Source organism: Ornithinimicrobium murale, assembly GCF_003352835.1.
In the GTDB taxonomy this organism is placed as follows: domain Bacteria; phylum Actinomycetota; class Actinomycetes; order Actinomycetales; family Dermatophilaceae; genus Ornithinicoccus; species Ornithinicoccus muralis.
Genome location: NZ_QLVD01000019.1, coordinates 88,778 through 112,259, shown reverse-complemented (window position 1 = coordinate 112,259; position 23,482 = coordinate 88,778). Strand labels below are relative to the sequence as shown.

The following is a 23,482-nucleotide window of genomic DNA, read 5'->3' as shown; positions in this document are numbered from 1 at the left end:
CAACCATGAGCTTCAAGGAGTCACTGTCCCGCTGGGGCGCATCCAAACTGTCCGAGGTCAGCACTCATAACCCTGGCGACTTCGCCCTGGACACCATCGACGTCGAGTTCGACTACGAGAAGCCCTGGTCCTACTCGGAGCACACCGGTGGCGGTGGCGTCGCTTCGGTCAAGGTGACCGGCTACACCAATGACGGTGATCTGGTGCAGAACGTGCTCGCCGAGGAGTCCGGTGACCTGAGCTGGTCCCTGTCGAATGTCGCCGGGCAGATCGCAGAGTTCGACGACCAGGCATTCGACGACTCAGCCAAGATGACGTGACCGTGGACGACCTCGATCTCGTGCAGCCCATCGTGCTGCTCGACGCTGGAACGCACGAGGATGCCTGCCGTGCAGTGGCCCTCGCCTCGGTGACCGCCTGGCTGACCCACCACGAGCACCCGAGTTGGGGGCCCTGGTTGGCCGGCCGGTTCACCAAGACCGTGCGCCGCGCCAAGAACGAGCACGCCCTGACCCGTGCACTGGACGCCGGGCCTGTCGTGGTGGAGCGGGTTGGTGAGGCCGCTGCGGCTGCCCTGGTGCCGGTCACCTACTTCGAGATGGACCGCTACGTCCGCAAGCTCCAGGTGACCGGACTGGAGCTACCTCGCTGCGGGTCCGAAGACGTCGCGACCGAAGGTGGCCCGACCATCCTGGTGAACACCGACCTGGGGATGTCGACCGGCAAGAGCGCCGCCCAGGTGGCCCACGGACTGTTCGCGTGGCTGCTGAGCCTGGACGAGGATGCCCGGACCGACTGGCTCTACGGCGGTCGGCGCTTCGACCTGGCCGAGGTCGCTGCAGCCGAGTTGGCCACCTCCCCCGAGTTGTCCATCCACGACGCCGGGTTGACCGAGATCGCTCCCGGCTCGGCAACCGTCAAGGTGCTCGAGCCTGGCCGCCACACCATCGAGGCATGAGCTATACACGCTGGTCCGACACCTCCGACGTCTATATCTACGGGTCCGACGACGGCTTCGTCATCCATGTTGCTTCCCGTAGGTGGGACTGGACGGACGAGCTGCCTGTCCAGTTGCCCTTTGAACCTGGCGACCCGGAGGCGGTCAAGGAGTGGCTCATCCAGCAGGCGAGGATCAGCGCGAGGGTCGGTAGCCCCGAGTACGGTGCCTGGCAGGCTGTCCCGGCACCGTACGGCGGGCAGAGCTACATCCTCGACACCAGCGGAGAGTGCGCCCAGATGCTGACTGAGATGGCCGAGGCCGGGGTCATGGTGCCCGACGGTCTGGTCGACGAGATGGCGGCCGCGTGAGGACCCGGCGAGACCGCCCGTTCCGACTCCCCGCGTGCGGCAACGCCCCCTGCCCGGTCTGCGAGGTGCAGGCGGGCAAGATGTGCCTCACCATCAACGACCGACTCGCTCGACCACCTCATCCGTCACGGTGGCGAGCCTGGCTGGAGCAGACGACCACGTAGTCTTGACGGCGGCACCTGGTCCCGGCAAAGGATCCCAGGTGCCGCCAAACTTTCACCTAGTTGCCTCGCCGCACAGTGATACCGGCATGAGCACGCAGACCTTCCAGGAGCACCAGCACCCCCGCGGCCAGGGCGGACAGTTCGCCATCAAGCCCGCGGCCGAGGCGAGCACCGCCGTCATCGAGAGCCCATCCTGGTCTGTGCGGCTGGACCGAACCGACCCACAGGACCGCCCGAGCTCGCTGGCCTGGACCTCCGACCTGCACAGTGGCGTCAGCGTCCCTGGCAGCCCGGCCGTGTTCGACACCGACGAACACTACGACGTGAGCACCGGGCACAGCGAGGTCCGAGCCGACGTGTTCGTTCCCGCCTACAGCGAAGGTGACCAGGTCACGACACCGGCACCCAGTGGCAACGGCACGCTCACCTGGGACGTGGACGAGCAGGACCGCCTCACCCTGGTCCACTCGAGCTCCGAGAACGGACTGGCACCTGAGGACGTCACCTGGAGCGAGTTCGTCGGATCGGTCGACGACGTGGCCAGCGTGCCGGCCCCTGACAGTGACTTCGACGACAGGTTCGCCGCCGTCGAGTTCGAGGGCGTCCGCCTGGTCCGTGACGAGCAGGGCAACCCGCTGCGGGCTACGGCCCGGAGCTCCTGGGTGCAGGTCGAGGACTAGGAGACAGCGGGTGTGGTGAAGGCAGCGCCCTCGCGCCCCACAATCTCCTTCATGACGCTCCGGCGCGGCTCGATTCCGGCAATGGCGCACCGGCGGGCGTAGGTGGCGAGCTGGTCGGCGGCCTCGTTAAGCCCGTGACCCTGGTGGCCTTTCACCCAGCTCGCCTGCACATCCATGACGGCCAGCCGGTGCAGCGTCCTGGTCGGGAAACGTGAGCCGAAACGCACAGGCTTGGCGTCCATCGCCAGCCGCACGTCCTCCAACACGGTCCGGGAGTCAATCAGCAGCTCGACCCGACGGTCGGTGTGCACGCCGTCCATGGCTGAGACGACCGCGGCGATCTCGGCACGCAGGGCATTGACCTGTCGCCGACCACGCTGACGCCACCCGCCAGCGGAGTAGCGGCCGTCGTCACCGACCCAGCCCAGCCCGACGTAGCTGTTGTTGTCGGCCGAACCATCTGTGGCGACCAGGAGCGTGGGCAGTTTGGTCACTGTCTCGGTCTCGAAGCGACCGAGCGCACGGTCGATGTCTGATGAGGTGCCGGGGGTCAGGTCCAGACACGCCTGCTCACCCATCTCTGCAGCGATCCGCTCGACCCCTGACCCACGCAGCACCACCGAGCCGGGGTAGTGCTCGGTGATCCAATTGGCAAGAGTGGCCGGGTCGTCGCGGAAGTGTCCGGACTGGACCTGCGTGCCGTCGTTGAGCGCCCAGACGAACAGCCCCCACTCGTGCATGACGGGACGCACCACCACATCCAGAAGGGCCGTCTGTTCGGCAGGCGGCACGGTCGGAGCACGTCGCGGCGGCGGGCACGGCTTCGGAATGTCGATGTTCATACCCGCTGGGTGTGGCGCGGACCACGCCCAGCGCCACACCAATCCAGTCAGACGGACACGAGCAACCAGAGGAGGTGCCGAGATGTCCACAGTGGTCGTGCTGAACGCTTCATATGAGGAGCTGCACCGCGTCAGCGTCAAGAAGGCCATCACCATGCTGGTTCGCGAGGTGGCTGTCATCGAGGAGGCCGTCCCGGACGCCTCCTTCGGCCCGTTCCCGATGCCTGCAGTCCTGCGGCTGGTGCGGTACGTCAAGACCGCTTGGCTGTACCGGCGCCGTTCCTCACCAGGTGGCCGTGTCGTCACCGGGGCGAAGGACACCTGGACGCCGGTGGACGCGCTGGCCGGCTACTCCTTCGAGGGGGTGAAGGTCCGCGACCATCACCAGTGCGCCTACTGCGGTCGGCCACAGGCCAAGGTCGAGACACCTCCTCCGGGCACGCCGGCGATCACCGTCGACCACGTGGTCCCACGGGCACACGGCGGACAGTCCACCTGGGAGAACTGTGTAGCGGCCTGCTGGATCTGCAACTGGGACAAGGCCGACCGCACCCCCGAGCAGGCCGGTCTGGTGCTGCTGTGGGAGCCGTTCGTCCCCACCACCTACGACCTGACCTGGACCACCTGATCTCAGAAGCCCCGTCAGAAGTTCTGGCGGGGCTTCTGTGCGTTCGGGGCCTCAGCGGTTGTCGCCGCAACCTTGCAGGCCATCGCGCTGGGCACGGCAGGCGAGCTTGGCCTGGGTGGCTGCGGCGACCTGGCCGAGGTCCGAATCGAGCAGCTCGGCGATGTGGGACAGGATCCCGGGTACGTCCGGCATATAAGAGGCGGTTGATGAAGGCGAAACTGACACGCAACGTACTCCTACGCGGTGAGCACCACGCGGCCCGGTAGGACGGTAGACGTCACCAAGGACGTCTATGACGAGCTGGTGAGCATGGGCGTCGCAGCGGAAGCCGCAGGACAAAGCCAGCGAAGAAGAAGTAGCGGCCCGTCACCGCACATGAGAGCACTCCGAGAGGGGTGCTCTTTCGTTGTGCCTACTACCCGGGTGGCGGTGGCGGTCGGTAGGCTCGGGTCATGGAACTTGGGCACTGGATAGCCATAGTGGCAGTCGTCGCCACGCTGGTACCTGCCGGAATAACGCTCTACCTGAGGCAAAGGGACAAGTCATCGACGACGCTAGATTACCAAGTGATCGCTCAGACCCCTATCGCCCCGAAGGGAGTGCGGGAGGCAGTGGAAGGTTTGAGTGTGACGTTGGACGAGCGCGAACTCCCTGATCCGCATGTGATGAAGGTTCGTATCGCAAATACGGGAAACAGGCCCATCGCGAAGGGTGATTTTTCTGTACCCATTACAATCTTTCAGGAAGGGTCCAATCCGATCTCCGCTTGGGGAGTTGCCGCCTATCCGGAAGCGCTGAGCGGTGGCGTCAAAATCACAACCGGGGGCGAAGCGGTCAGAGTAGTCCCTGCGCTCATGAACCCGGGGGAGTTCTTCGATTTGGCAATTCTGTGGGAGTCCCTGTCAGACGAAGAAATGTATATTGATGCGCACTTTACCGGTCAAACGCGCCCAATGAGTGCGGTCCGAGAACGTTTTTCATTAGAGATGCTTCGCTACCACCTGACGGCGAGCATGCTCGTAGTGGTCCTATTGTTTTTCCTGCTCGGTGCCAATCTTGGCATTGGCTACGAGTCGCAGACTGCGGCTGGCAAGAGCTTTATCAGCGTCGTGGCGTCAGTGGCTGTGGGACTATTCATTGTCGGCATTCCAGTGGTGTTTTGGTTTGAGTGGAGAAGGTATAGGCAGCGGCGATTGTTGAAGCCATTCTCAATGGTAGCCGGTTGACCAAGCCTTCACATTAAAGGCAACGAGTGGTTTAATGGTGACATATGGCAACAACCCTCCGACTAGAATCATTCGCCCGAGCAAACATCCGTGAACGATCGGTGTTAGCCCATGCAGTGTCAGTCGGAGACAGCTCCATCACAGTCGAAAGCGCCGAGGGCTTTAAGCGCCTGGCCAGGCCATCTACGTTGGCGAACTAGCCCGTGAGGGCATGCGCGAGGGCTGTCGTAGACGCGGTAGCCGACGCAACCACACTGACACTCACATCGCCGCTCCAACACGCTCACAGGGCGTTTGCTGCCGTCACAGCCGTACTTGGCGACCGGGTCTTGGGGCTCGCCAAGTACGGCGATGGCCTGGTCGCGGACAGCCGTCGGCAGGAAGGGAACCAGTGCGTTCCACGCCTTGTTGAAGCCGGCGCGCTCAGGGAAGTCCATGTCCTCGTACTTCGCCATGGCACGGGCCAGCGCGTCGGTCGGCCACTGGCCGGTGATGACCCACAGGGGGTCGCGCCCGGCGAACTCAGCGACCAGCGCGACCTCGAGGCTGCTCACGTCCCGGCCCGAGGCGACCCTCTCGGCGAAGTCGTTCTTGGGGATACCGGCGACCTGAGCCAGCTCGGGCACGGTCAGGCCAGCGTCGGCGGCAAGGGAGGCGATTCTGTCGGTTATCTCGCTCATGAGCGACAGGTGTGGCGCCGCTACTTGTAGACGATCAGCGAGGGCGCGCGGGAGAACTCGACCGCGGTCCACCAGCGACCGGACACCTTCGCGCGGGTGCCCGGTTCGGCCGAGCCCAGGAACTCAGCGACTTTGGGCGGGATGTGGACGCTGACCCAGGAGCCGTCGACCTGCTCGTGCAAGCGCAGGAACAGGTGGCCCAGGAACCGGCCACCGGCGTACTGCGCTGCGCGGCACATCACGACCAGCTGGCCGTCGGCCGGGTGGAGTCCGACGCCGATGACCGTGCTGCCGAAGCCGCCGATGTCGGTGCGACTGACCGGCCTGACCCTGACCTCGCGCTTCATGCCCTGCTGGTGTGGCGGGCCAGATCGAGTGCCTCGCGGTCCAGCCGGTAGGACCATGCCAGGGCGAGCTCGTTGGCCCCGCCGACTGGGTCGGCATCGTCCGGCTCGTGGATACCCAGGTGCGCCCGGTAGTCCTCAATGGTCTGGGCGTCCAGCGGGTGGTCACCGGGAAGAGCGGTCCCTGCCCGGACGTCGTACAGGTGCTCGGCCGCGCCCTGGTGGCGGGCGGCGAGCAGCCGTGTCGCCTCCGGGTCGTCCGGCATGACGCCTGCCATCACGGTGTCGTAGTCGGCCGGCGACAGGCCACCGCGGTCATCAATGGAGGCACGGACGCAGGCACTGATGGCGCGGGCCTTCTCCGTCGTACTGGCCAGCCCCGAGCAGCCACGCGTCATCGTCGCGTGGGCGGTCAACAGCTCGGAGGACGTGGCCTGCGAGCGGCCCGGGTTGCAGGGGTCGAAGTCGGACATGGTGATGATCGCCGCCTGCCGTACTGCGTCGCGCCCGAGACCGCCCAGCCGGCAGTCCGACTCGACCGCGGCACCGGCACCGAAGCGGCCACTCGGGTGGCGGTTCTGCTCTCGTGCGGCCTCTGTAGCGGCGGTCATCTGGGCGCTCATACCTGGCCTACTGTGCGGCGCCCGGTCAGTCCAGAACGACGGTCAGGATGGTGTCCCGGTCGATCCTGAGACCACCACCGGCACTGTCGACCATGACCGAGTCGTCGTCGTAGTCGAGCAGTCTCCCGGACACCTCAGACCCATCGTCCAGGGTAAGCTCGATGGTGACCGGACCGTCACTCAGGATGTCGGCCAGAAGGGCGCTCAGGAGAACCTGGAAGGTGCCCTCCCAGACGCCGGAAGTGCCGTGGGAGAGGGTCAGGGCGGAGCGAGATGTCGTCTTCATGACCTGGTGGTGTGGCGTCTGGAGCCATCAGGCGACGTCGTTTGGCTACTACTGAGCGTCGGTGTATACGACACTCTAAGATCAGTACTAGAGAATAGAGGGGCTTTCGGGCTCCAGATCGGCGAATGAACAGCGCTCTCGAAGTGCCCGACCTACCTTCGGCGCACCCCAGGTCGGATCGGGCCGAATGAGGCATCAACCCCCTGACCTGCGGGTTTGCAAAACGGCCCCGAAAAAGGTGACTGAATTGACTCGCGTTGACTCAGCGCTGAGTCACATGAACGCATGTTCAAACGTGCAGGTCAGAGGCCTAAAAACCCCTACTACTAGCTAGGGTCGTGTTGCGAGCCGGCTAGTGATGGTGCTGGGGATCCTCGGCGCCATCCTAGTGGGGGCGTTCGGGCCCGTTGCCTGGAGCGTGCTCGACCCAGCGAGCTCAGGCGGACCGCCGGTGTCCCGGTCTACCCGACGTGTTGGTGGACGTACTCACCGGAGGGCGGGATCGGGGTGATCACGTCCACAAGGACGCCGTCCGGCGCAGCCAAGATGAAATGCCGCTGGCCGAAGTCCTCGGTGCGCAGCGGTAGCACGACATCCACCGAGGGATGATCGGGCAGCGCGGCATGGAAGGCGTCGACGTCATCGACCTCAAGGTTGACCAGCACTCCCTCGGCAGGCCTTCCACGGAAGGCCTCTGGGATCGTCTCGTGGTCGGGATGGAGGATCGCGAGCTCGTGGCCCTCGCGGGCAAGACTGACGTACCACTCCGAGACGAACGTGGCGGCGAAGCCCAGCACCTGCTCGTAGTACTCGCGGGTGGTCGCGACGTCGCGGCTCATCAGAACCGGGTAGCTGCTAGTAATCACAGTGACTCCTTTGGTGGAAGGTGTGCAGCCGCCCGCGTTCGGCTCGGAGGACGATCTCGGTGAGCTGCTGGGTTCGGAAAAGACCGATGCCTTGATATCCACGGCGCGGTCAGGCACGACGGTCGCCAGGCCGTAGAGCGGCCGTAGAACACCACTCTATTTCTTCGCACCGCCACGCAACTGAAAGCCAGCTCCTTCGCCCTGGTCAGCCACCCGTGCGGCGAACGCCACCAGCCCCGCGGGAGCTCCCTGTCCACGATGGATCTCACACTCATCCTCATCCTCCCTTGCTCTGCTTACTTCACACCTGCCCCGAAGAAGAGCGCGCCCGGCGAGCGATGGTCAAGAATGAAACTGCGGCGGTGCCGACCCAATCGAATCCGCGCACCCACGGCCGCAACCGTAGGGCTCCCGTGCTGCTCGATGACGGCCAGCGTCGGCGTGGCGACGAACTTGACCAGGCCGATGCCGACGAGCCCGTCGGCCACGACCGAGCCACCGTCCGCTGTCACCTGCACAGCCCGACCATGTTCAGCAGCCAAGGTGCCACCCGCCCAGTAGAGGCTGGATCCCGCGTCCACGCACCAGGGAAGGCCGGGAGCCACCGCCACCGGATCCCAGGACCCGACGCAGGCCCTGCGTAACCAGCTCAACCGGCTGAGGAGGGTGGGCAACTAGGTGAGCCTCGGGGCCGTTGTGCTCTCAACTGCCCGATGCCTTCGCCTTCACGAGCTCCTCGACCGCCCGCGGGATAGTGGTCTCGAAGTCGAGCAGCTTGACCCAGGTAGGCGTGACCCGGATGACCACCATCTCGTCGTAAAGGCCCTTCACACCGACCTCCCACTCGACGTACTGCTCCGCGGTCATGAACCTGCGTCCGCCCTCCAGGTAGCCCTCGGGGACGCCGTCGACGATCTCGAGCTCGACGGCGCCGCGGATCAGCAGCACTTTCGGCGGGAACGCGTTGGTGTCGATGGTCAGCGCGACCTTCGGCTTGGCGCGCAGGGCGGCGACCTTCGGCGCGTTCGGCGTCGTCGCCATCACGACTCGGTCGCCCTCGGTCCAGAAGCCGATCGGGACGACCCTCGGGTCGCCGTCGAGGCCGTCGTAGGCGAGGCGGACCGGGTCGGTGCCGTTCAGCAGCTGCTGCGCGTACGGCTTGGCCAGGATCTCGGTGATCTGCTGCTCGTTCATGGTGCTTCTCCTTTCGGTGATGGCTGGACTCGCTCAGTGGACGGAGCCAGTCCAACGTTCTCGACATCGACCGAGCCGTAAGGCGTCCAGGCCTCGTCGATTACCTCCTCGACATGCCTAGTCATCGCGTCCAGGGTGTTGGTCCGATGGGGCAGCGTCCTTGACCATCGTGTCCAGTTGTGGTCGACGTTTATAAGCGCTCCTCGACCAGCCCGACGACCCAATGCCGGGTACCACCGGCCCGTGGAACGTCGACAGCTCGATCCGGCCGTGGCCGTCAGGGTCCGTATCATCGCAATGTTCGCTCGGACGCCGACGAGCCCGAGGAGCTGGTCCACCCACTCGCCCGCGACTGCGGCCTCGCCCTCCAGTGCCAGGCCGAGTTCGTCGAAGAACGCGATAGTAGCCGAGAGGTCCTCGACAACAACGCCGACGTGATCCATCCGGATCGGCATGGCGTTACCCATGGTTCTTGATCTCGTAGCGCAGAAGTGCCACGCCATGGTCGAACCCGGTGGCCTCGATCAGCGTCAGGTCTTCACGGTCCTCGAATACGCGCGTTCCCCTGCCGCGTGACGCCGGGCAGACCAGCATCCGGACTTCGTCGATCAGACCGACGTCCAGCAGGGAGTGCATGAGCTGCAAGCTGCCCCACAGCCAGATGTCCTTGCCGCTGCGCTCCTTGAGTTCCCGAATGGTGGCGGCTGGGTCGCGCATCACGATCGCGGCGGGAAAGTCGCCCCACGGGGCGTCATCCAGCTTCGACGAGGCGACAAACTTGGTGAGGTTGTTAAGCTTCCGCCCCCACTCGCCCTGATCCTTGGCATAAGGCCAGTAGTCCTTGCTCTGGGCGTAGGTGTTCGCGCCGAGGATCATCGTGTCGACCGAGTCGATGAAGCCCATCATGCTTGATTGGAACGGGCTGGTGGAGACGTCGTCGAACGGCTCGCCCGACACGAAGCTGAGCCCGCCGTCCTCCTCCGCGGCGACGTTGTCGACAGTCACCCACTGCTGGACTACCAGCTTTCGCACGTTTTCCATGTTCAGGGTCTCCCTTGCTTCGGTTGCGGATACATTTGGGTCAGGAGTCAGCGGCTGCTTGTCAGAAGGCGGACCGCAGCTGCGACCAGCCCCAACCCGGTCACCTGCTCGATGCGCGTCCGCACTCTGGGTCGTCGTAGCCAGCGGCCAAGCTGCTCGACGCTGACGATGTACAACGAGAACCACGCCAGGTAGAGCCCGGCGAAGATCGCCGAGAGCAGGAGCGCGCGGGCGCGCGGCGAGCCCCCGTCCGCGGTGAGGAACTGTGGCAGGAACGTGACAAAGAACAACGCCACCTTCGGGTTGAGCGCGTTCGATAGCAAGCCCTGCCGCAGATACGCCGCGCCCTGCGGCGCGACCGCCTGATTGTCCGCCTCGGAGGACCGGCGGGACCGGATCGCCTGGCGCAGCATCTGGATGCCCAGCCAGGCGAGGTAGAACGCGCCCACGATCTTCACGACAGTGAACGCTTGCGCCGAGGCAATAAGCAACGCGGACAGGCCCACCGCGGCGGCACCGGCGTGCACCGTGAGGCCGAGGGCGCCACCGAGGACCGTCAGGAAGCCGCCGGACCATCCGCCGACCAGGGCGTTGCGGGTTATCAGAGCCTGGTCGGGTCCCGGCAGCATGATCAGGAGCAGTGAGGCGATTGCGAATGTGGCCATGGCTCCGATGCTGCCCCCAACTGAGTCATGACGTCCAATGCCAATAGTCGCTGAAATACATAGATAAAGTGAATGCATGATGACGCTGACGCAACTCCGGATCCTGTACGCGGTCGCTCGGCACGGGTCGGTGACGGAGGCCGCCCGGGAACTGCACTACTCGCAACCCTCTGTCAGCCACCAGCTCGGCCGGCTCGAAGCCGCCACCGGGGCACGGCTCCTGCAGCGGGTGGGGCGTGGCATCCGGCTGACTCCCGAGGGCGAACTGCTGGCCCGCCGGGCCGCTGAGATCGTCGGCCGGGTCGACGCGGCCTCGGACGAGCTGGCCGCGCACGTGGGACTGCAGGCCGGTCGGGTCCGCCTCGCGGCCTTCCAGACCGTGCTCAGCACCTTGGTCCCGGGCGCCGCGTCCGAACTGGCCCGCCGGCACCCTGGCCTGGAGCTGAACCTCGTCGACGTGCACCCACCCGAGGCCCTGGCCATGTTGCGGGCCGGCCAGGTGGACGTCGCACTGATCTTCCGCCACCCCGACACCCCGCAGGAGGACGAGTGCTTCCGCCTCAGCCACCTGCTCGATGACCCGCTGCACCTGCTGAGCCGCGAACCCGACCAGCGGCTCGCCGACCACCGCGACTCCCTGTGGGTCGGCGGCTGCGAACGGTGCCGGGCCACCCTGGTCGCGACCTGCGCACGTGCCGGCTTCAGCCCCCGCATCGCCTACTCCACCGACGACATGGTCGTGGTCCAGTCGCTCGTCGCAGCCGGCATGGGGGTGGGGACCCTGCCGGGGCTCGCCCTGCAGGCGCACCGCGTACCCGGCGTGCAAGCGACGATGCTGCCGGGGGAGACTCGCCAGGTCTTCGCCGTCACCTACGGTGAGCCGCCCGACCCACCGGCCACCGCCGCCGTGGTGAGGATGCTGCAGAGCCTGGCCGGAGTACTGGTGAGCTCCGGGAGGTGAAGGGCTCGCAGCGCAGAACGCCAAGACGGCGGAGGTCTGGAGCGATGCCACATTCGATTTCGGCCCCGAGCGCCTCCTAGACGACTTCGCCGCCTCATCGCCAAACGCCCGAACTTGCAAGACCTGACAGCAAGCTCATCGAGAACCAGAGCCCGTGCCCTGGGGTCCTCGCTCGGCGCTGCGATGAAGCCGTAGACCGACATCGAGATCGACAGCACTACCGTGCTCACGGCCGTCCTCACGATCGTCCTCCAAGGCGGTCGCTGGCGGCCTCGGGAAGGAACAGGCCGTGATGGGCGCCGCGGTCTGCTTCGGCGTGGTTTGCGGCCGCGCGCACCGGGTAGCGGAGGTGAAGCACTCCCTGACCTTGGATAGCGACGTCGGGATCGCCAAGCACAACTTTCGGAGTCGGTGAATTCGCCCACGTACCGCTTGCCGCGGCCGAGCACGACCGGTACGACGTCGATCGCCATGTAGTCGACTAAGGAGGCCACGGCATACCCGGGCGGGCAAGGTGCCGTTGATGCATCGTGGACATGAGGGTGCATTTCGGTTGACAAACTGAAGGTGGGACTTGCCTATCGCGCGCATCGGGTATGCCTGTCGTCCGTTGTTGCACTCAGCGAGGACCAGGAGCGTGTCCGAGGACCTTCCCTTGGGGTAGAGCCCAGGTAGAGCCTCAGCTCGTTGCCAATTGAGGCCCCGATCTCGGACGCCACCACGCATCGAGTCGGCCTGCGACGTCTGAGGTGAGTAGCTCGTCACCCGACTGGCCGCCCGGGTCCGCATCACGCTGGCCACAACAATCGAGGTCTCGCGGCCGCCTGGGCCGCACCTATATCTACTGCGTGCGGCGTTCGCCTTGATTGCGACCTGGAGCCACTCGACTGCTCCCGGCCGGGCGTTGTTCTCGGTGCCGGCCCGAAACCGCGGGTCGTGCGCGTACAGGTCGCTCTTCTGGGCGTGGAAGTCGGGTCCATCTCGTAGAACCAGCGCGAGATACGCGCTCGCTGGGCCTCGGCGACGTCCATCGCCTCGGCACTGGTCGGGTCGACGCCTGCGTCCATCAGCTCACGGATACGCGTCTCGATCGCAGCGTCGTCGAGGTTGATGCGCTCCCACTCCGCCTTCCCGTAGCGGGCCACGCAGCGGGAGCACTGGTAGTAGGCCTCGGAGTTGCCCCACCGAGCCTTGACCTCGTTGAGGTAGTCCTCGTCCTGATCGGCGAAGTCCCCCAGGCCTCGCGTTTGTCAGCAGTGCTGATTGGTGATCGCGTCATTCTGCTCCCCATGGTTCATCGACGCTCTGGGCTAACGTCGCGTCAGTGTCAAGCAGTTTTCAGGCCTGGCGGGCGAACAGATGAGCGCGCTGCTGGCGTTGTGGTTGTCTCCTAGCCGATGATCAGGCCGATCGTGAGGAGGGCAAGTCCGCCGCCGGTCGTTCCGGCCACGGCCCAGCACCAGCGGGCGCCGGTGCGGTTCTGATAGGAACGGGCGGCTGCCACGAAGAGGGCGCCGGGGACTCCGAAAACCAACCAGGCGGCGGCGAAGTTGAACCAGCCGGTGGAGGTCATGTTCCCGATCCCGACGGGGGGCAGCTCGACGGCGCCGAGGAGGATGAGTGCCTTGACCATGGTCTCGGCCACGGGGTAGATCAGCTGGGCGGCCGCGCAGCCCCACAGGGCGGCCAGGAGCGGGCCTGCTGGGAGCTGACGCCCCCAGTGCTGGATGCTGGCCAGGGCGACGCCGATGGTCGCCAGCCGGAGCAGGGTGGCCGCGAGGATGACCCATCCGGTTGCGTCGACCGGTTCTGAGCCCAAAACGTGGTCGGTGACCCACAGGGCGCCAACGACTGCAACGAATGCGCCGATCAGGACGGTGATGGCCCCCGCTGGCCACCGGGCCGTGAAGCCGGACCTGGCGGTGTGGCGGGTAGGCGTCGGGTGAGCTGACGTGGTCATGGGCTTTCTCCCGGTAGTAGGGCACGTCGGGGCGACGGCCGGTAACCGTGTGGCCGGCGGTAGGTGGCATGGGCGTGGCGCGGTGCTGCGGTTGCACAGAGCGTGGCGCACATGCAGCCGGAGTGTCGTCACCCGGTGGGGTGTCTTCGACGTCCTCTCAGGGGATGCTTCGAGCCCGAGGGATGACTCATCGTGGACGCGGGCGGCGGGGGTCATTCCGCGAGACTGGTCCAGGGGTTCGATGCGCGTCCGTGGTCGAGGGAGGCGTGGCCGGTGGCGCTGGCCCGCCCACGCCGCTGGCTGGTGAGCACCCAACCGCGCCATCGCGTGCAAGCCGGTTGTGCTGTTTGGGCAGCAGTCCGATGTCGACGTGCTGGCCGGGCTCACCGTGCTCCACGGACTCGGTCGTTTTCTTCTCATCGGTCATACTCATCAGTCAACCTCCGTCAGGGTGGAGACCCTCCGCTGCCACAGGGCATTTGAAACGTCCATCTCGTCGTCGACCTCTGCGAAGCGGTCGATGTCCATGACCAGCTCGAGGACCTTGTCCGGACTCGCTTCGACCGTTACCTGCACGTGCACTCTCATGGTGATCTCTGTCTCCTTGGGGTGGGCCGGCCGTTCGTTCGGGCCGTGCGTTGGTTGGACCACGCTCACACGTCGCGAGGATCCCCGTGGCGTGATGCTCTTTTGGACGGCGGCAGGGCTGGGATCCCGGACCCATGTGATCGGGTTGCCGCGGGCTCCATCCACTCCCGCTCGATCCTGCGTACGAGGACCGGATACACGATGAGGTACCGGAGCGGCTTGATCGCGGTCATGTAGGCACGACCCAGCAGTCCGTTGGGTTGAACCAGGGCCGTCATCTGGCCGCGGTACCTGCCGGAGCCGTCGGGAACCCAGCCGATATGTATCACCGTGTGTACGGTCCGGTTGGCCAGCTCCGCCGCCCACTCGTGCTCCAGTTGGTACAGCGGGGCGAACGGTTCGAATTCCGGACCCGAGGGCGCATCGCGCAGATCCGCAGGCAGCCGGTCGCGAAGAGAGGGCACCCGGAAGCCGATGCTGGACTCCTTGCGGTCCCAGCCCAACACTGCGCCGAGGCTCCACCTGGCCTGCCATAGAAGCCTGACAATGAAAGGGGCTCCGTGTGGCCAGTCGTCGGAAGCGAACTGCGACACCAGCCGAGGGAACTCCTCCACGCCACCGGGCGTCCGTAGTAGCCACACATCCTCGACCTTGAAGTCCGGTGCCACCTCGTGTATGCGCCACAGACGCGACGTGTGGGCGGTGATCGGCAGCCTCAACGCTGGACCTCCCTGTCCTCGTGGGCCGGCAATGTCGAGGACCAGACGAGGCTCGGTGGATCAGTCGCGAGCGGGGTGGGCGTCAACCCGAGGACCCCCCGCGCAGCCCGGTCCATGAGTTCGATGTCGTATGGAGCGTGGCCAGCTAGTTCCATCCCGACCGCCTCGACGATGGCGGTGTAGGCGGCTGCCACCGCCGGGGCCGGAGGTCCGGGAGGGATCGAACCGCTGGCCCTGCCTGCAGCGATCAGATCAGCGCAGTCGGCGTCGAGGCGATCAATGATCTCCGCGATGGCCTTTCCGATCGGATGCTCTTGTCCGGTGAACTCGACTCTGAGGGTCATCAGCACTCGGGCCACGTCGCGGCGGCAGTAGATTGCGTGGCCCCGGGCGATCATCATCAGCGCATCGAGGGCGTCGGCTTCTTCGGCGGCGGGATCGCCCACCTCGGCCCGCCAGGTCTCCGCGACCCACTTCACCACCGCCAAGGCGAGCTCTTCCTTATTCGCGAACAGGTGATACACGGCCCCGCGGCTGTATCCCGCCTCGCTCGCAACCCGCTCCAGCACCAGGTTGGCGTATCCGTGGGTGGACATTCGCCGAGCCGCTGCTTCCAACAGTGCGCTCCTGGTATGCGCGCGCCGATCGGCCTGGGTCCGCCGCTGCTTCGCTCCCGTCATCGCTTCCCTCCCGCAAACATGCCTGCACGTCCTTGCTCTCGGAGCCACGGGCTGTCAGCCGATCCCTTGACGAAACGCCTTGGCCTGGCCCGCGATGGCCACTGTGGGTCTTGGCTTGGAGACCAGCCCTGCCGACGTCTGTCCCCGAGCGCGATCAGTCCCCCGATGAGTGGGAACGCCCAGCCCGGCGAGGCCGGGAGCACAATCACAAGCGGCGCTCCCCAAGCGAGAAGGGTCCACCCCAGCCACCCCGGTACACGATGGCCCTGCCGGGCCGACCACACGACGTAGCCACCGAACACGAGGGTCGGGACGCCCCAACTGCCGAAGGTGGTCCAGAACGTCTCGGCGCGCTCGAACTCGCTGAGCGTGCTGGGCGTCTTGAGGGTGAAGGTGTTCCACACTCCATCGCCAAGGACCTGCGACCAGACGTCCCCCCGCTCCAGCGGCGCGACAACGACATGCACGGCACCCATACCGATGGCGACCCAGCCGGCAGCCTGAACGAGGCGAACGCTCTTGCCATCAACCCTGTCTCTCTCCACGAAGCAAACATACATGCATGCGTGTATGTTAATCAAGGTCGCCCGTCGAGTACCGCCAGCCGGCCGCCCCACCTGACCCCTGCCCGTACGCGGAGGGCAAGGGTGGCAGCTGTAGACGGGCGTTAGGGTCGCAGGCATGCTGAACGTCGTTTCGACCACGGCTGCCTACCGGCTGCTCGCTGACGTGTCAGCCGGCCTGGAACGGGAGACGGCGTGGGTCGATGAGTATGAGGCGGCTCATCCCAGCATCTTCGCCGCGTACTACTCCGGTTTCGGTGATCTAGCTAGCCGGGCGCCGGGAAGCATGCGCCGAGGTAGACGTGGTTCTGGCGAACCTAGCTGCACGTGAAGACAGGATGCTGCGCGAGCTAGATGCGGCCAGCACGGACTTCGTGCGCCTGGGGCTGATCCCGGACGACACCGATCTAGATGTCGTCCTCATGGTGGGCGTGGGTGACTCGGACGCCTGGGTCGATGTTCTCCGCAGCGGTCCCACCCTGTTTGTCGCCCTGGAGATGCTGCGCGAACCACCGGCCGATGCTCTGTTGGCGGTGCACGAGCTGGTTCACGTCGCACACATGCGAACCCTGTGGTCGCGGTTCGCCACCGAACCCGAACTGCGACCACGTCGGGATGCGAGTGTGGGCAGAGGGTCTGGCGGTGGCGGGTACCCGGGCGCTGAGGCCAGGTCACCACGACGCCGCCTACCTCTTTGCTGACGGCGAGGCGTGGATCCGCGACTGCGAACGCCACGCGTCCCAGATCCTGGACGTACTGCGAGCCACCGTGGACAAGGTCGACGCCGAGACCACCTACGCGCTGTGTGGCGTCACGGACAGACACCCATGGCCCTCTCGCGCTGGCTACTGGCTCGGCGATCTCGCCGTACGACGGCACTTGGCAGCAGGCTATGACTTGGGCGAACTGTTGTCGTGGGACGTGAATCAGGTCGTCGAGGCTCTCGGTTCCTACAAGGTGCCGCTGCACCCAACCTCACCGGCCATAACGTTGCCTGATGCTCACTGCGGATCCCCATAAGGCAGCGTGTATGTTACATACGAGTCGGGGTTGTGACATCTTCGCTGCATCTCGACACCACCCGCCTGGTCTGCCACGTGATCGGTGGGGTCCGCCAGGAACCAGGCCGCCTCGTCGTCAAGCCGGACATCCTCGTGGTCACCGACCCGCGGGTCGGTTCGCTCCCCTGGCCCGCCAGCTGACCGTCACCGACCCCGACGTCCACCTCCTGTCAGCGGTCGCGCACCTGCATCATCTGGCTCGCTCCGGTTGCGTCGACGAGGAGACCGTCCGCGCAGCCATCGGCCCGCTGTGGATCCTTCGCCGGGGGCCAAACCCTGCGAGCAGACCCCTGCTGCGGTGGCAGTCACCGTCGGCGCCGTCGCGGGACCTGCTCTCCCCCGGGACCGACCAGCTGCGCCAACCTCGAAGCCCGGCGCACCGGGACCAGGATCGCCGGAACGCTGTGAGCCGAGGCGATGAGTCCGAGACCGCCGTGACCGGAACCAACGTGAAGACCTGCCCGACTGGAACCCTCGATAAGGGCCATTCACGCGACCATCACGAAGCCGGGGACCAAGAGAGTGCGCACCTGGCACGAAGGTAGGTGGCACAGGTACTCCGAGAACGTTTGACCGACGCACGAAGGAATCAGACATGGAGTCCACCGAGAACGGCTACGAGGACGAGCCCGAGTACGAGTTCGTCGACGCCGCAGACCTGCCGCGCAAGGCACCCAAGTGGGTCGGCTGGGGCCTCTTCGGTTCGCTGCTGGTCGGTGCTGCACTGGGCGCCGGCGGTGTCCTGGTCTCCGGGATGACCGTCGAGGATCTACGCGGCGAGCCCCAGGTGGACGCCTCCCCCGTCACCACCACGATCTGCTCGGCCGCCGCCAATGTGCGCTCCACCGGGTCGGTCAGCGGCGACATCGTCGACACCCTCGAGTTCGGTGACCACGTGGACGGGATGCTGTCCGGCGCTTGGCTCAAGCTCGACGAGGGCCAGTACGTCTCCGTCAGCGTCCTGTGTGACCTGGCGCCCCCGGAGGTGGCCGAGCCCGACACCGAGGCGACCACGGCCACCGCGGGCCCGCTTCCTGACAGCGAGCAGGTCACCGCCACGGCGCAGCCGGACCCCGAGCCCACCGACGGTCGGACCAAGGGAACCTTCGTAGCCTCCGGCACCGGGCCGCGGACCGTCGAGCTGCCAGATGACGCCCAGACCGGCAAGCTGGAGTTCGAGCACATCGGACCGGGGCCCATGACGATCACCGGGTCCGACGAGGCCGCCACCCCGGACCTCAAGGTCGACGGCGACGCCTACGGCACCACTGTCTTCGGCATGGACGCCCTGGTCAACGAGATCGAGGTCGACACGGAGGGCGAGTGGTCCCTGCGGGTAGCGCCCCTGGACACCGTTCCGGAGATGGTCGGCGGCATCGGCGCACCGTCCACCGCGGCGTTCTACCTCGGGGAGGAGCCCGGCATCTGGCGCTTCGAGCCGTCCTCGGCCATGCGCATCACCCAGTACGGCCCCGACGGCAGCAGCGCCAGTGCGGAGATTGACTCCTCCAGCCGCGTCGAGATGCAGGCCGGCGGCTCCTACGTCGTCGTCTACACCGCCGGCCCGTGGACCGCCGACCAGGTGCCGGACACCCGCCGGGGCGACAACTCGGAGGTCACCTCGGCGCCCTAGTGGTCACCGCGGCCAGGTCCAGGAGCAGGCTGAACCCGTCTGTCGACGACACGGTCAGCTCATCGACCCACCAGCCGTCGTCGTCCACGTGAGCCAGGGCACTCATGGCGGCAGTGAAGCCGGGCAGGTCCAGGTCGTCATCGCGCGGGACGGGCCGCATCCTGGCATCCAGGCTGTCGCCGAGCACCAGTCGACCGCCACGTCTAGGCTCGAGCCGCAGGTAGGCCACGTCCGGGGCCAGCGAGAGCACGTAGTCGGCCACAACACGCAGCGCGAGGGCCTCCAGCCGGGCCTGCGCCTGTTCGGCGGCGGCCTGTGCAGCGGTCAGGTCATCGAGGGTCGGCGTCACCACACCGCACCAGTTTGTCACCGATCAGCGGTTGCGGTCATCCCAGCGGTCGTCTCGGTGGTCGTAGCTGCCGGTGCCCAGGAACTCGTCCAGCAGGTCCGTCACGACCACCAGGACCAGCGGAGCGGCAACCAGGAAGCCGACGACGTGCCTCCAGTCGACACCACCCATCAGGTCATCGAGCTCGGCCCGGGCCTGCGCGATGCTGGGGACCACGCCGGATGACGACAGCGCCCACCAGGTCAGCAGCAGCACCACGATGAACACCACGAGCAGGGCCAGTGCCTTGAGTGCGCGGACCGCTGCACGCCTGAATGCTTCCTTGATTCGATCCAACACGGGCGACCACCTCCTGACCATGAACATGCCCCGGCTGCCCCGACCGTCTTGGCATGTTCATGAGTAAGCCGGTGTTTCCGTCCCCCGGCACCCACTCACGACCACGAAGGTTTCCGCAATGCCACCTGTCCAGAAGCAGCCCGCCGCCCGCCACCGCGAGCCCAGGCGGCTGCGCATCGTCCCCTCATCCCGCCGGCTGTTCGAGTCCCAGGTCGGCCCGGAGATTGTGCGCGTCGGCCCGAGCTCCGCCACCCGCTGACCGCCACACCAACAGGCCATGAGCACCAAGACGAAGGCCCGCAAGCACCGTGGTATCGCCAACCCTGGATACGCCCAGGGCATGGCTGAACTGCGCCGTTCCAACGCCGCCGGCACCCACGGTGACCGGCGTACCAAGCGAGCCCGCGACCGTGGTGCCCGCCGTCGTCTAGCCATCAGCGACCAGGACCGCTAGCCGTCTTGGCATGTTCACCAGTGTGGACGACGACGAGACCGACGAGCTGACCCAGGAGGCACCTGGCAAGGCCCCGCGCAAGCCCCTCATCACCAAGGGGCACGGTCGCCGGGCGCTGGTACTGGTCGTCGTCCCGATCATCGGCATCGCGCTGGTGCTCTTCATGGTCTCCCTGATCAAAGGCCTCATTGACGACAGCGAGGGCCAGGACAGCGACGCCGTTCAGGTCACCGAGTCGGCCACCAAGGACGAACCCACTGAGCCCGAGCAGGCTAAGGCCGCGGCACAACCACCGGCCGAGTCCACCGCTCAGGTCTGCTCCGACGTGGCGAACCTGCGAGCCGGGCCGAGCACTGACCACGAGGTCGTCGGCACCGTGGTCGCCGGCGATGAGCTCCTGACCACGACCACCGATGCCGACGGCTGGCTGCAACTGGCCGGCACGGACAAGTACATCTCGACCATCACCTTGTGCGACTAAGGAGCACGCAATGATCACCCTGGAAATCCACCCCCGTGAGGGTGGCGCGGACGCCGAGTCGTTTGCTGCAGAACTGGGCGACGCGATCGCCAAGCACACCGGCAGCACCACCTCCCGGGACGGCCGCACCATCGTCCTGGAGCGTCTTTGACCCTTCCCTGAGGTCACTGGCCGGCACGCACCGCATCCAACGCGTTCCCGCCACCGAGAAGCGCGGCCGCCGGCACTCCTCCGAGGTGGCCGTCATCGCCCTAGAGGACACCGGTATGCCCGCCCACGTGAAGATCGACAAGGCCGACGTGCGGGTCGACACCTACCGTGACACCGGGCCAGGCGGGCAGCATAGGAACAAGACCGACAGCGCGATCAGGATTACCCACCTGCCGACCGGGATTGTGGTGACCGCCGCCGAGGAACGCTCCCAGCACCAGAACCGTGCCGTCGCCTGGGACCGTCTGCGCACCGAATTGGAGCGCCAGGCAGCCCACCGGGCCCACGAACAGGTCAACGGGACGCGGACCGAGATCATCGACGGTGGCAGGTCCTGGACGTGGACGGGCTGGCGCGATGAGGTGAAGGGTCCCGGTGGCAGGAAGACGTCCATGTCGCGCGCACTGTCCGGGAAGCTGGAGCCCATACTGGGCTGAGCCTAGAACGCTTGGAGCCCGACCTGGTCGGCTGCCCGCTTGAACGTCTCGTTGTCCAGGTCGATCGTGAAGGTGCCGGTCAGCTTCGTTGGCTCGAGGTTTGTCGGGTGACCGTCATCCATCTTCCGCAACCATGCCGCAAGACACCCCAGGTCTTGCCCGTGCTTGGAGCCGAACGCGATGCCGTGCGGGAGGCTACCGTCTTGGAGGACCACGGCGTGGATGTACGCGGCCACCGTGGTCGTGATGCGACGACTCTCCCCGGTGAGGTGTCCGCGGGTCAGGGCGTCGACAACGTCACGTGAGTCCCCGGAGTCCGGGGGGAGCACCTGGGCGATGCGTGCGTTCAGGGCTGTCAGAGTGTCGCTGTGCTCGATGTCGACGAGCCACCCGTCCCAGGGGAGCTGCAGTTCGTACAGGCGTCGCTCATCTCGCCAGACCTGAGGAAGCTTGCCCACGGTGAAGCCTGTGAACTGGTCATCCCACTGAGATCGGATGACGTCCAAGAGGGTTCCGGGCTGTTCGGTCGAGTCGTCGTCAGGGAAGACGTCGCGAGTGGCGACATTCAGCCGCGGTGATGGGCTCAGATACTTGAGGACCTCGATGTAGGCCCCATACTCACTGTCCGCCGCGTAAGCCGTACGGTGACCGTCGACATCCCATCGGCCCCACGACTCAACCTGCCCCCCAGTGCGTTGCACTGGGTTCAGGGCACCGTAGGACGTCTTGGCTATCCGGTAGATGGTTTGCCGGCGACAGGCGACCAGACGTAGGCCCGTTCGAGCACATGTCGTTCCAGCCCGGTCGTCGCGGCTGAGGTCATCCGTCGGTGCCGTCTGCGAAGGCACCAGCGGCCAAAACCACCAGGTCGCTCTCGCCTTCTCGCAGCGCCTCCAGGGGGGAACGTTCCGCCAGTCGCGGGTTGGTGCCGATGAACCAGTTCCGGGCCACGTACTCACCCTCAGAGAGGACCAGGATCTGCCATGCACGGTGCGCCGCGAGCAACCTCTTTTTAGTAGCCGCACGAGGCTCGACACCATCCGGTCTCGCCCACCGTCCGGCCTGCTTGCGGTCCTTCGCATCAGCGAGAAAGGACACTGCGGTGGTACCGAGTGCCTGGTTCAGCTGACGCACCGTCTCGTGGATGTTCTGCCGCGTCGTGCCCGCGTGCGTCTTGGTCATCAGGTCGCTCATGATTAGCACTCCTTCCGGTTCACATCCCCATGCTAACACCCATAAAAGCCCCTTAAAAGCCCCACAAAAGAGCATCTCGGTCAACGAGCTGGCGAGTCTGCTGTTCGTGATGCTCTGCTACTTCGCCGTGACACTGCGAGCTGCTTCACAGCAGTGGGGCCAGCGCGCGAGCCCCGCACAGTAGACCAGGCATGAGCATCCAGCAGATCAGCAGCCAGGCCGAGGCAACTCGCGAGCAGGCGCGCTCTCCCGATGGCAAGTTCGGGGTCCAGCCTGCTTCCGAAGCTGATGGCGACGTCCTGACCGGCACAGTGGAGGACGACCTGGCCAGCGTCACCGACCCCGACCGTGCGCAGGACCGCAACGGCGAGGTGGCCCGGCTGGTGGCAGCGCGCGAGACGCTCCGTCAGTGCCTGCGCCGCAGCTTCCCCGGCGCGACAAAGGTGCGGCTGCGGCAGGACGAGGGCTACCCCGGTCCGCACCTGGCCGAGGCAACGGGTCCCGACGGCGAGTTCATCGACCTGACCGAGCCAGAGAACTTCCCGGCCGATGGCGCCTACTACTCCTACGACGCCGCCGTCGAACACGGCGCGAGTTCCTGGGATGCCACGGTCGTCGACGAGATCTACGGCCCCGAGGTCGACGGCGCCAGGACCCTGGAGCTCGAGGTCGACCACCCGGATGCACCGTGGGGCGAGGACTGGCACGACCCGGACACTGGACAGCCCGATCACTTCGACTCATTCTCGGAGGCGGCCAGTCATGGACCGCACCGGAGTGTGGCGCAGGAGCGTGATCGGCTGGTCCGTGGCCGGGAGGCGTTTAAGGAACTGTTCCGCGCCTACCAGCCTAGCGTGACCCGGGTTGAGATCTGCGAGGAGTCTGACGGCCCGTACATCGAGAGCGCGACCGATGCCGCCGGCGCCCGTGTGGAGCTCGAGTACGGCTGGCCCGAGGACGTCGACACCGGTGAGGTCAACGAGGGCCTCCGTCAGCTCATGGCCAGCCCCAACGACGGCGACCGGGCCCAGGTCTGGGGCTACGAGCGTGGCTCCTACTGGGTCGAAATCTGACGCCAGGAAACGCAAAACCACTAGCCGTTGCCCAACAGGAGCTATGAGTGAGCGGTTGCTTACCCTGGTCACCTGCGGCGGGCGCCTGTACCAGCTACCCAGCGGCAAGTGGTCCCACGAGAAGAAGATCGTGGTGACTGCTGTCCCGGCCAGCTCGAGCGCCCAGGCGGCCGGCTAGCCCCACACCCGCAGAAGGCCCGGTCGGCACTGTTCTGGAACGAGAACAGTGCCGA

The 23,482-nt window shown here is 66.3% G+C and carries 41 protein-coding genes and 1 pseudogene; 19 read left to right on the top strand and 23 right to left on the bottom strand.

Annotated elements, in window-relative coordinates:
* Positions 1 to 5: 5 nt before the first annotated feature.
* The 5 genes from DPQ65_RS06975 to DPQ65_RS06960 all read left to right on the top strand — a co-directional run bounded on the left by DPQ65_RS06975 (position 6) and on the right by DPQ65_RS06960 (position 2,152).
* Complete coding sequence (locus DPQ65_RS06975) at positions 6 to 320, top strand: hypothetical protein (RefSeq protein WP_114906651.1); 315 nt, start codon at positions 6 to 8, stop codon at positions 318 to 320.
* Positions 317 to 958, top strand: coding sequence for a peptidyl-tRNA hydrolase (locus tag DPQ65_RS06970; protein WP_162802075.1), 642 nt, complete (start codon positions 317 to 319; stop codon positions 956 to 958). Before DPQ65_RS06975 ends, DPQ65_RS06970 begins: the two co-directional genes overlap by 4 nt.
* The gene (locus DPQ65_RS06965; protein WP_114906649.1) at positions 955 to 1,308 is read left to right on the top strand and encodes a hypothetical protein; all 354 of its coding nucleotides are present in this window, start codon (positions 955 to 957) and stop codon (positions 1,306 to 1,308) included. The genes DPQ65_RS06970 and DPQ65_RS06965 overlap by 4 nt, the downstream gene beginning before the upstream one ends.
* Positions 1,305 to 1,472 carry a zinc finger domain-containing protein gene (locus DPQ65_RS16585; RefSeq protein ID WP_475120344.1) on the top strand — a complete coding sequence of 56 codons (168 nt, stop codon included), beginning with the start codon at positions 1,305 to 1,307 and terminating at the stop codon, positions 1,470 to 1,472. Before DPQ65_RS06965 ends, DPQ65_RS16585 begins: the two co-directional genes overlap by 4 nt.
* Before the next feature lie 86 nt (positions 1,473 to 1,558).
* Complete coding sequence (locus DPQ65_RS06960) at positions 1,559 to 2,152, top strand: hypothetical protein (protein WP_114906648.1); 594 nt, start codon at positions 1,559 to 1,561, stop codon at positions 2,150 to 2,152.
* Here DPQ65_RS06960 and DPQ65_RS06955 read toward each other — a convergent pair.
* Positions 2,149 to 2,994, bottom strand: a complete 846-nt coding sequence (locus DPQ65_RS06955; RefSeq protein ID WP_162802074.1) for an RNase H family protein — start codon at positions 2,992 to 2,994, stop codon at positions 2,149 to 2,151. The two genes, DPQ65_RS06960 and DPQ65_RS06955, sit on opposite strands and share 4 nt — an antisense overlap.
* 82 nt (positions 2,995 to 3,076) lie before the next feature.
* On the opposite strand from DPQ65_RS06955, the gene DPQ65_RS06950 reads away from it, so the two are divergent.
* Positions 3,077 to 3,622 (top strand): HNH endonuclease, encoded by a 546-nt coding sequence (locus DPQ65_RS06950; protein ID WP_114906994.1) that lies wholly within the window; start codon positions 3,077 to 3,079, stop codon positions 3,620 to 3,622.
* Between the two features lie 51 nt (positions 3,623 to 3,673).
* On the opposite strand, the gene DPQ65_RS15595 is transcribed toward DPQ65_RS06950, so the two are convergent.
* Complete coding sequence (locus DPQ65_RS15595) at positions 3,674 to 3,814, bottom strand: hypothetical protein (RefSeq protein ID WP_162802073.1); 141 nt, start codon at positions 3,812 to 3,814, stop codon at positions 3,674 to 3,676.
* 260 nt (positions 3,815 to 4,074) lie between these two features.
* Here DPQ65_RS15595 and DPQ65_RS15590 point away from each other — a divergent pair, with 260 nt between their 5' ends.
* On the top strand, positions 4,075 to 4,848 hold the full coding sequence (locus DPQ65_RS15590; RefSeq protein ID WP_162802072.1) for a hypothetical protein: 774 nt from the start codon (positions 4,075 to 4,077) through the stop codon (positions 4,846 to 4,848).
* Between the two features lie 119 nt (positions 4,849 to 4,967).
* Here DPQ65_RS15590 and DPQ65_RS06940 read toward each other — a convergent pair whose 3' ends face one another.
* The 10 genes from DPQ65_RS06940 to DPQ65_RS06895 all read right to left on the bottom strand — a co-directional run bounded on the left by DPQ65_RS06940 (position 4,968) and on the right by DPQ65_RS06895 (position 10,547).
* Positions 4,968 to 5,528: a hypothetical protein gene (locus tag DPQ65_RS06940; RefSeq protein ID WP_114906645.1), complete on the bottom strand. Its 561-nt coding sequence runs from the start codon at positions 5,526 to 5,528 to the stop codon at positions 4,968 to 4,970.
* 20 nt (positions 5,529 to 5,548) lie between these two features.
* Positions 5,549 to 5,875, bottom strand: coding sequence for a hypothetical protein (locus DPQ65_RS06935; protein WP_114906644.1), 327 nt, complete (start codon positions 5,873 to 5,875; stop codon positions 5,549 to 5,551).
* Complete coding sequence (locus DPQ65_RS06930; RefSeq protein ID WP_114906643.1) at positions 5,872 to 6,495, bottom strand: hypothetical protein; 624 nt, start codon at positions 6,493 to 6,495, stop codon at positions 5,872 to 5,874. Before DPQ65_RS06930 ends, DPQ65_RS06935 begins: the two co-directional genes overlap by 4 nt.
* Positions 6,496 to 6,520: 25 nt before the next feature.
* Complete coding sequence (locus tag DPQ65_RS06925; protein ID WP_114906642.1) at positions 6,521 to 6,781, bottom strand: hypothetical protein; 261 nt, start codon at positions 6,779 to 6,781, stop codon at positions 6,521 to 6,523.
* 461 nt (positions 6,782 to 7,242) lie between these two features.
* Positions 7,243 to 7,647, bottom strand: a complete 405-nt coding sequence (locus DPQ65_RS06920; RefSeq protein WP_238146735.1) for a VOC family protein — start codon at positions 7,645 to 7,647, stop codon at positions 7,243 to 7,245.
* Positions 7,648 to 7,943: 296 nt separating this feature from the next.
* Complete coding sequence (locus tag DPQ65_RS06915; protein ID WP_114906640.1) at positions 7,944 to 8,165, bottom strand: hypothetical protein; 222 nt, start codon at positions 8,163 to 8,165, stop codon at positions 7,944 to 7,946.
* Between the two features lie 184 nt (positions 8,166 to 8,349).
* Positions 8,350 to 8,841, bottom strand: a complete 492-nt coding sequence (locus DPQ65_RS06910) for a pyridoxamine 5'-phosphate oxidase family protein (RefSeq protein ID WP_114906639.1) — start codon at positions 8,839 to 8,841, stop codon at positions 8,350 to 8,352.
* Positions 8,838 to 9,296, bottom strand: coding sequence for a VOC family protein (locus DPQ65_RS15840; RefSeq protein ID WP_202863039.1), 459 nt, complete (start codon positions 9,294 to 9,296; stop codon positions 8,838 to 8,840). Before DPQ65_RS15840 ends, DPQ65_RS06910 begins: the two co-directional genes overlap by 4 nt.
* 4 nt (positions 9,297 to 9,300) lie before the next feature.
* Positions 9,301 to 9,882: a dihydrofolate reductase family protein gene (locus DPQ65_RS06900; protein ID WP_238146734.1), complete on the bottom strand. Its 582-nt coding sequence runs from the start codon at positions 9,880 to 9,882 to the stop codon at positions 9,301 to 9,303.
* 47 nt (positions 9,883 to 9,929) lie between these two features.
* On the bottom strand, positions 9,930 to 10,547 hold the full coding sequence (locus tag DPQ65_RS06895) for a LysE family translocator (protein WP_114906638.1): 618 nt from the start codon (positions 10,545 to 10,547) through the stop codon (positions 9,930 to 9,932).
* Between the two features lie 76 nt (positions 10,548 to 10,623).
* Between DPQ65_RS06895 and DPQ65_RS06890 the strand changes: the two genes are divergently transcribed.
* Positions 10,624 to 11,508: a LysR family transcriptional regulator gene (locus DPQ65_RS06890; RefSeq protein WP_114906637.1), complete on the top strand. Its 885-nt coding sequence runs from the start codon at positions 10,624 to 10,626 to the stop codon at positions 11,506 to 11,508.
* A 788-nt stretch (positions 11,509 to 12,296) separates the two neighbouring features.
* Here DPQ65_RS06890 and DPQ65_RS16470 read toward each other — a convergent pair.
* The 6 genes from DPQ65_RS16470 to DPQ65_RS16465 form a co-directional block, all read right to left on the bottom strand.
* Positions 12,297 to 12,746 carry a TipAS antibiotic-recognition domain-containing protein gene (locus tag DPQ65_RS16470; protein ID WP_114906636.1) on the bottom strand — a complete coding sequence of 150 codons (450 nt, stop codon included), beginning with the start codon at positions 12,744 to 12,746 and terminating at the stop codon, positions 12,297 to 12,299.
* A gap of 152 nt (positions 12,747 to 12,898) precedes the next feature.
* Positions 12,899 to 13,468: a hypothetical protein gene (locus tag DPQ65_RS06880; protein WP_114906635.1), complete on the bottom strand. Its 570-nt coding sequence runs from the start codon at positions 13,466 to 13,468 to the stop codon at positions 12,899 to 12,901.
* 432 nt (positions 13,469 to 13,900) lie between these two features.
* Complete coding sequence (locus tag DPQ65_RS15585; protein ID WP_162802071.1) at positions 13,901 to 14,056, bottom strand: hypothetical protein; 156 nt, start codon at positions 14,054 to 14,056, stop codon at positions 13,901 to 13,903.
* 65 nt (positions 14,057 to 14,121) lie between these two features.
* Entirely contained in the window at positions 14,122 to 14,775 is a 654-nt protein-coding gene (locus DPQ65_RS06875) for a DUF2867 domain-containing protein (RefSeq protein ID WP_114906634.1), read from the bottom strand.
* Complete coding sequence (locus tag DPQ65_RS06870; protein ID WP_114906633.1) at positions 14,772 to 15,455, bottom strand: TetR/AcrR family transcriptional regulator; 684 nt, start codon at positions 15,453 to 15,455, stop codon at positions 14,772 to 14,774. Before DPQ65_RS06870 ends, DPQ65_RS06875 begins: the two co-directional genes overlap by 4 nt.
* The gene (locus DPQ65_RS16465) at positions 15,452 to 16,015 is read right to left on the bottom strand and encodes a DUF6463 family protein (RefSeq protein ID WP_114906632.1); all 564 of its coding nucleotides are present in this window, start codon (positions 16,013 to 16,015) and stop codon (positions 15,452 to 15,454) included. The genes DPQ65_RS06870 and DPQ65_RS16465 overlap by 4 nt, the downstream gene beginning before the upstream one ends.
* Before the next feature lie 121 nt (positions 16,016 to 16,136).
* Between DPQ65_RS16465 and DPQ65_RS15580 the strand changes: the two genes are divergently transcribed.
* Positions 16,137 to 16,349 carry a hypothetical protein gene (locus DPQ65_RS15580; protein ID WP_162802070.1) on the top strand — a complete coding sequence of 71 codons (213 nt, stop codon included), beginning with the start codon at positions 16,137 to 16,139 and terminating at the stop codon, positions 16,347 to 16,349.
* Positions 16,350 to 16,425: 76 nt separating this feature from the next.
* Here DPQ65_RS15580 and DPQ65_RS15575 read toward each other — a convergent pair whose 3' ends face one another.
* A complete protein-coding gene (locus tag DPQ65_RS15575) occupies positions 16,426 to 16,569 on the bottom strand; it encodes a hypothetical protein (protein ID WP_162802069.1) in 144 nt (47 codons plus the stop codon).
* 501 nt (positions 16,570 to 17,070) lie between these two features.
* Here DPQ65_RS15575 and DPQ65_RS15570 point away from each other — a divergent pair.
* Both DPQ65_RS15570 and DPQ65_RS06855 read left to right on the top strand, forming a co-directional pair.
* A complete protein-coding gene (locus DPQ65_RS15570) occupies positions 17,071 to 17,220 on the top strand; it encodes a hypothetical protein (RefSeq protein WP_162802068.1) in 150 nt (49 codons plus the stop codon).
* Positions 17,221 to 17,674: 454 nt separating this feature from the next.
* Positions 17,675 to 18,712, top strand: a complete 1,038-nt coding sequence (locus tag DPQ65_RS06855; RefSeq protein WP_114906630.1) for a hypothetical protein — start codon at positions 17,675 to 17,677, stop codon at positions 18,710 to 18,712.
* Here DPQ65_RS06855 and DPQ65_RS06850 read toward each other — a convergent pair.
* Together DPQ65_RS06850 and DPQ65_RS06845 are read right to left on the bottom strand one after the other, a co-directional pair.
* Entirely contained in the window at positions 18,696 to 19,064 is a 369-nt protein-coding gene (locus tag DPQ65_RS06850) for a hypothetical protein (protein ID WP_114906629.1), read from the bottom strand. The genes DPQ65_RS06855 and DPQ65_RS06850 overlap by 17 nt on opposite strands.
* 21 nt (positions 19,065 to 19,085) lie before the next feature.
* Complete coding sequence (locus tag DPQ65_RS06845) at positions 19,086 to 19,400, bottom strand: hypothetical protein (RefSeq protein ID WP_114906628.1); 315 nt, start codon at positions 19,398 to 19,400, stop codon at positions 19,086 to 19,088.
* A 118-nt stretch (positions 19,401 to 19,518) separates the two neighbouring features.
* Here DPQ65_RS06845 and DPQ65_RS15565 point away from each other — a divergent pair, with 118 nt between their 5' ends.
* From DPQ65_RS15565 to DPQ65_RS06835, 6 genes and pseudogenes are all read left to right on the top strand, one after another.
* Positions 19,519 to 19,659, top strand: a complete 141-nt coding sequence (locus tag DPQ65_RS15565) for a hypothetical protein (protein WP_162802067.1) — start codon at positions 19,519 to 19,521, stop codon at positions 19,657 to 19,659.
* An 18-nt stretch (positions 19,660 to 19,677) separates the two neighbouring features.
* Positions 19,678 to 19,854 (top strand): hypothetical protein, encoded by a 177-nt coding sequence (locus DPQ65_RS15560; RefSeq protein ID WP_162802066.1) that lies wholly within the window; start codon positions 19,678 to 19,680, stop codon positions 19,852 to 19,854.
* 10 nt (positions 19,855 to 19,864) lie between these two features.
* Positions 19,865 to 20,335, top strand: coding sequence for an SH3 domain-containing protein (locus DPQ65_RS06840; protein ID WP_114906627.1), 471 nt, complete (start codon positions 19,865 to 19,867; stop codon positions 20,333 to 20,335).
* A 10-nt stretch (positions 20,336 to 20,345) separates the two neighbouring features.
* Positions 20,346 to 20,486 (top strand): hypothetical protein, encoded by a 141-nt coding sequence (locus DPQ65_RS16060; RefSeq protein ID WP_238146733.1) that lies wholly within the window; start codon positions 20,346 to 20,348, stop codon positions 20,484 to 20,486.
* A 7-nt stretch (positions 20,487 to 20,493) separates the two neighbouring features.
* Positions 20,494 to 20,568 (top strand): annotated as a pseudogene (locus DPQ65_RS16460) (PCRF domain-containing protein); the annotation flags it as partial.
* Positions 20,569 to 20,601: 33 nt separating this feature from the next.
* Positions 20,602 to 20,982 carry a peptide chain release factor-like protein gene (locus DPQ65_RS06835; protein WP_238146732.1) on the top strand — a complete coding sequence of 127 codons (381 nt, stop codon included), beginning with the start codon at positions 20,602 to 20,604 and terminating at the stop codon, positions 20,980 to 20,982.
* Positions 20,983 to 20,984: 2 nt separating this feature from the next.
* Here DPQ65_RS06835 and DPQ65_RS06830 read toward each other — a convergent pair whose 3' ends face one another.
* Both DPQ65_RS06830 and DPQ65_RS06825 read right to left on the bottom strand, forming a co-directional pair.
* On the bottom strand, positions 20,985 to 21,683 hold the full coding sequence (locus DPQ65_RS06830; protein WP_238146731.1) for an RES domain-containing protein: 699 nt from the start codon (positions 21,681 to 21,683) through the stop codon (positions 20,985 to 20,987).
* 118 nt (positions 21,684 to 21,801) lie between these two features.
* Complete coding sequence (locus DPQ65_RS06825) at positions 21,802 to 22,176, bottom strand: hypothetical protein (RefSeq protein ID WP_114906624.1); 375 nt, start codon at positions 22,174 to 22,176, stop codon at positions 21,802 to 21,804.
* Positions 22,177 to 22,367: 191 nt separating this feature from the next.
* Here DPQ65_RS06825 and DPQ65_RS06820 point away from each other — a divergent pair, with 191 nt between their 5' ends.
* Entirely contained in the window at positions 22,368 to 23,249 is an 882-nt protein-coding gene (locus DPQ65_RS06820; RefSeq protein ID WP_114906623.1) for a hypothetical protein, read from the top strand.
* Positions 23,250 to 23,292: 43 nt separating this feature from the next.
* Positions 23,293 to 23,427: a sortase family protein gene (locus DPQ65_RS16285; RefSeq protein ID WP_272947641.1), complete on the top strand. Its 135-nt coding sequence runs from the start codon at positions 23,293 to 23,295 to the stop codon at positions 23,425 to 23,427.
* Positions 23,428 to 23,482 lie beyond the last annotated feature (55 nt).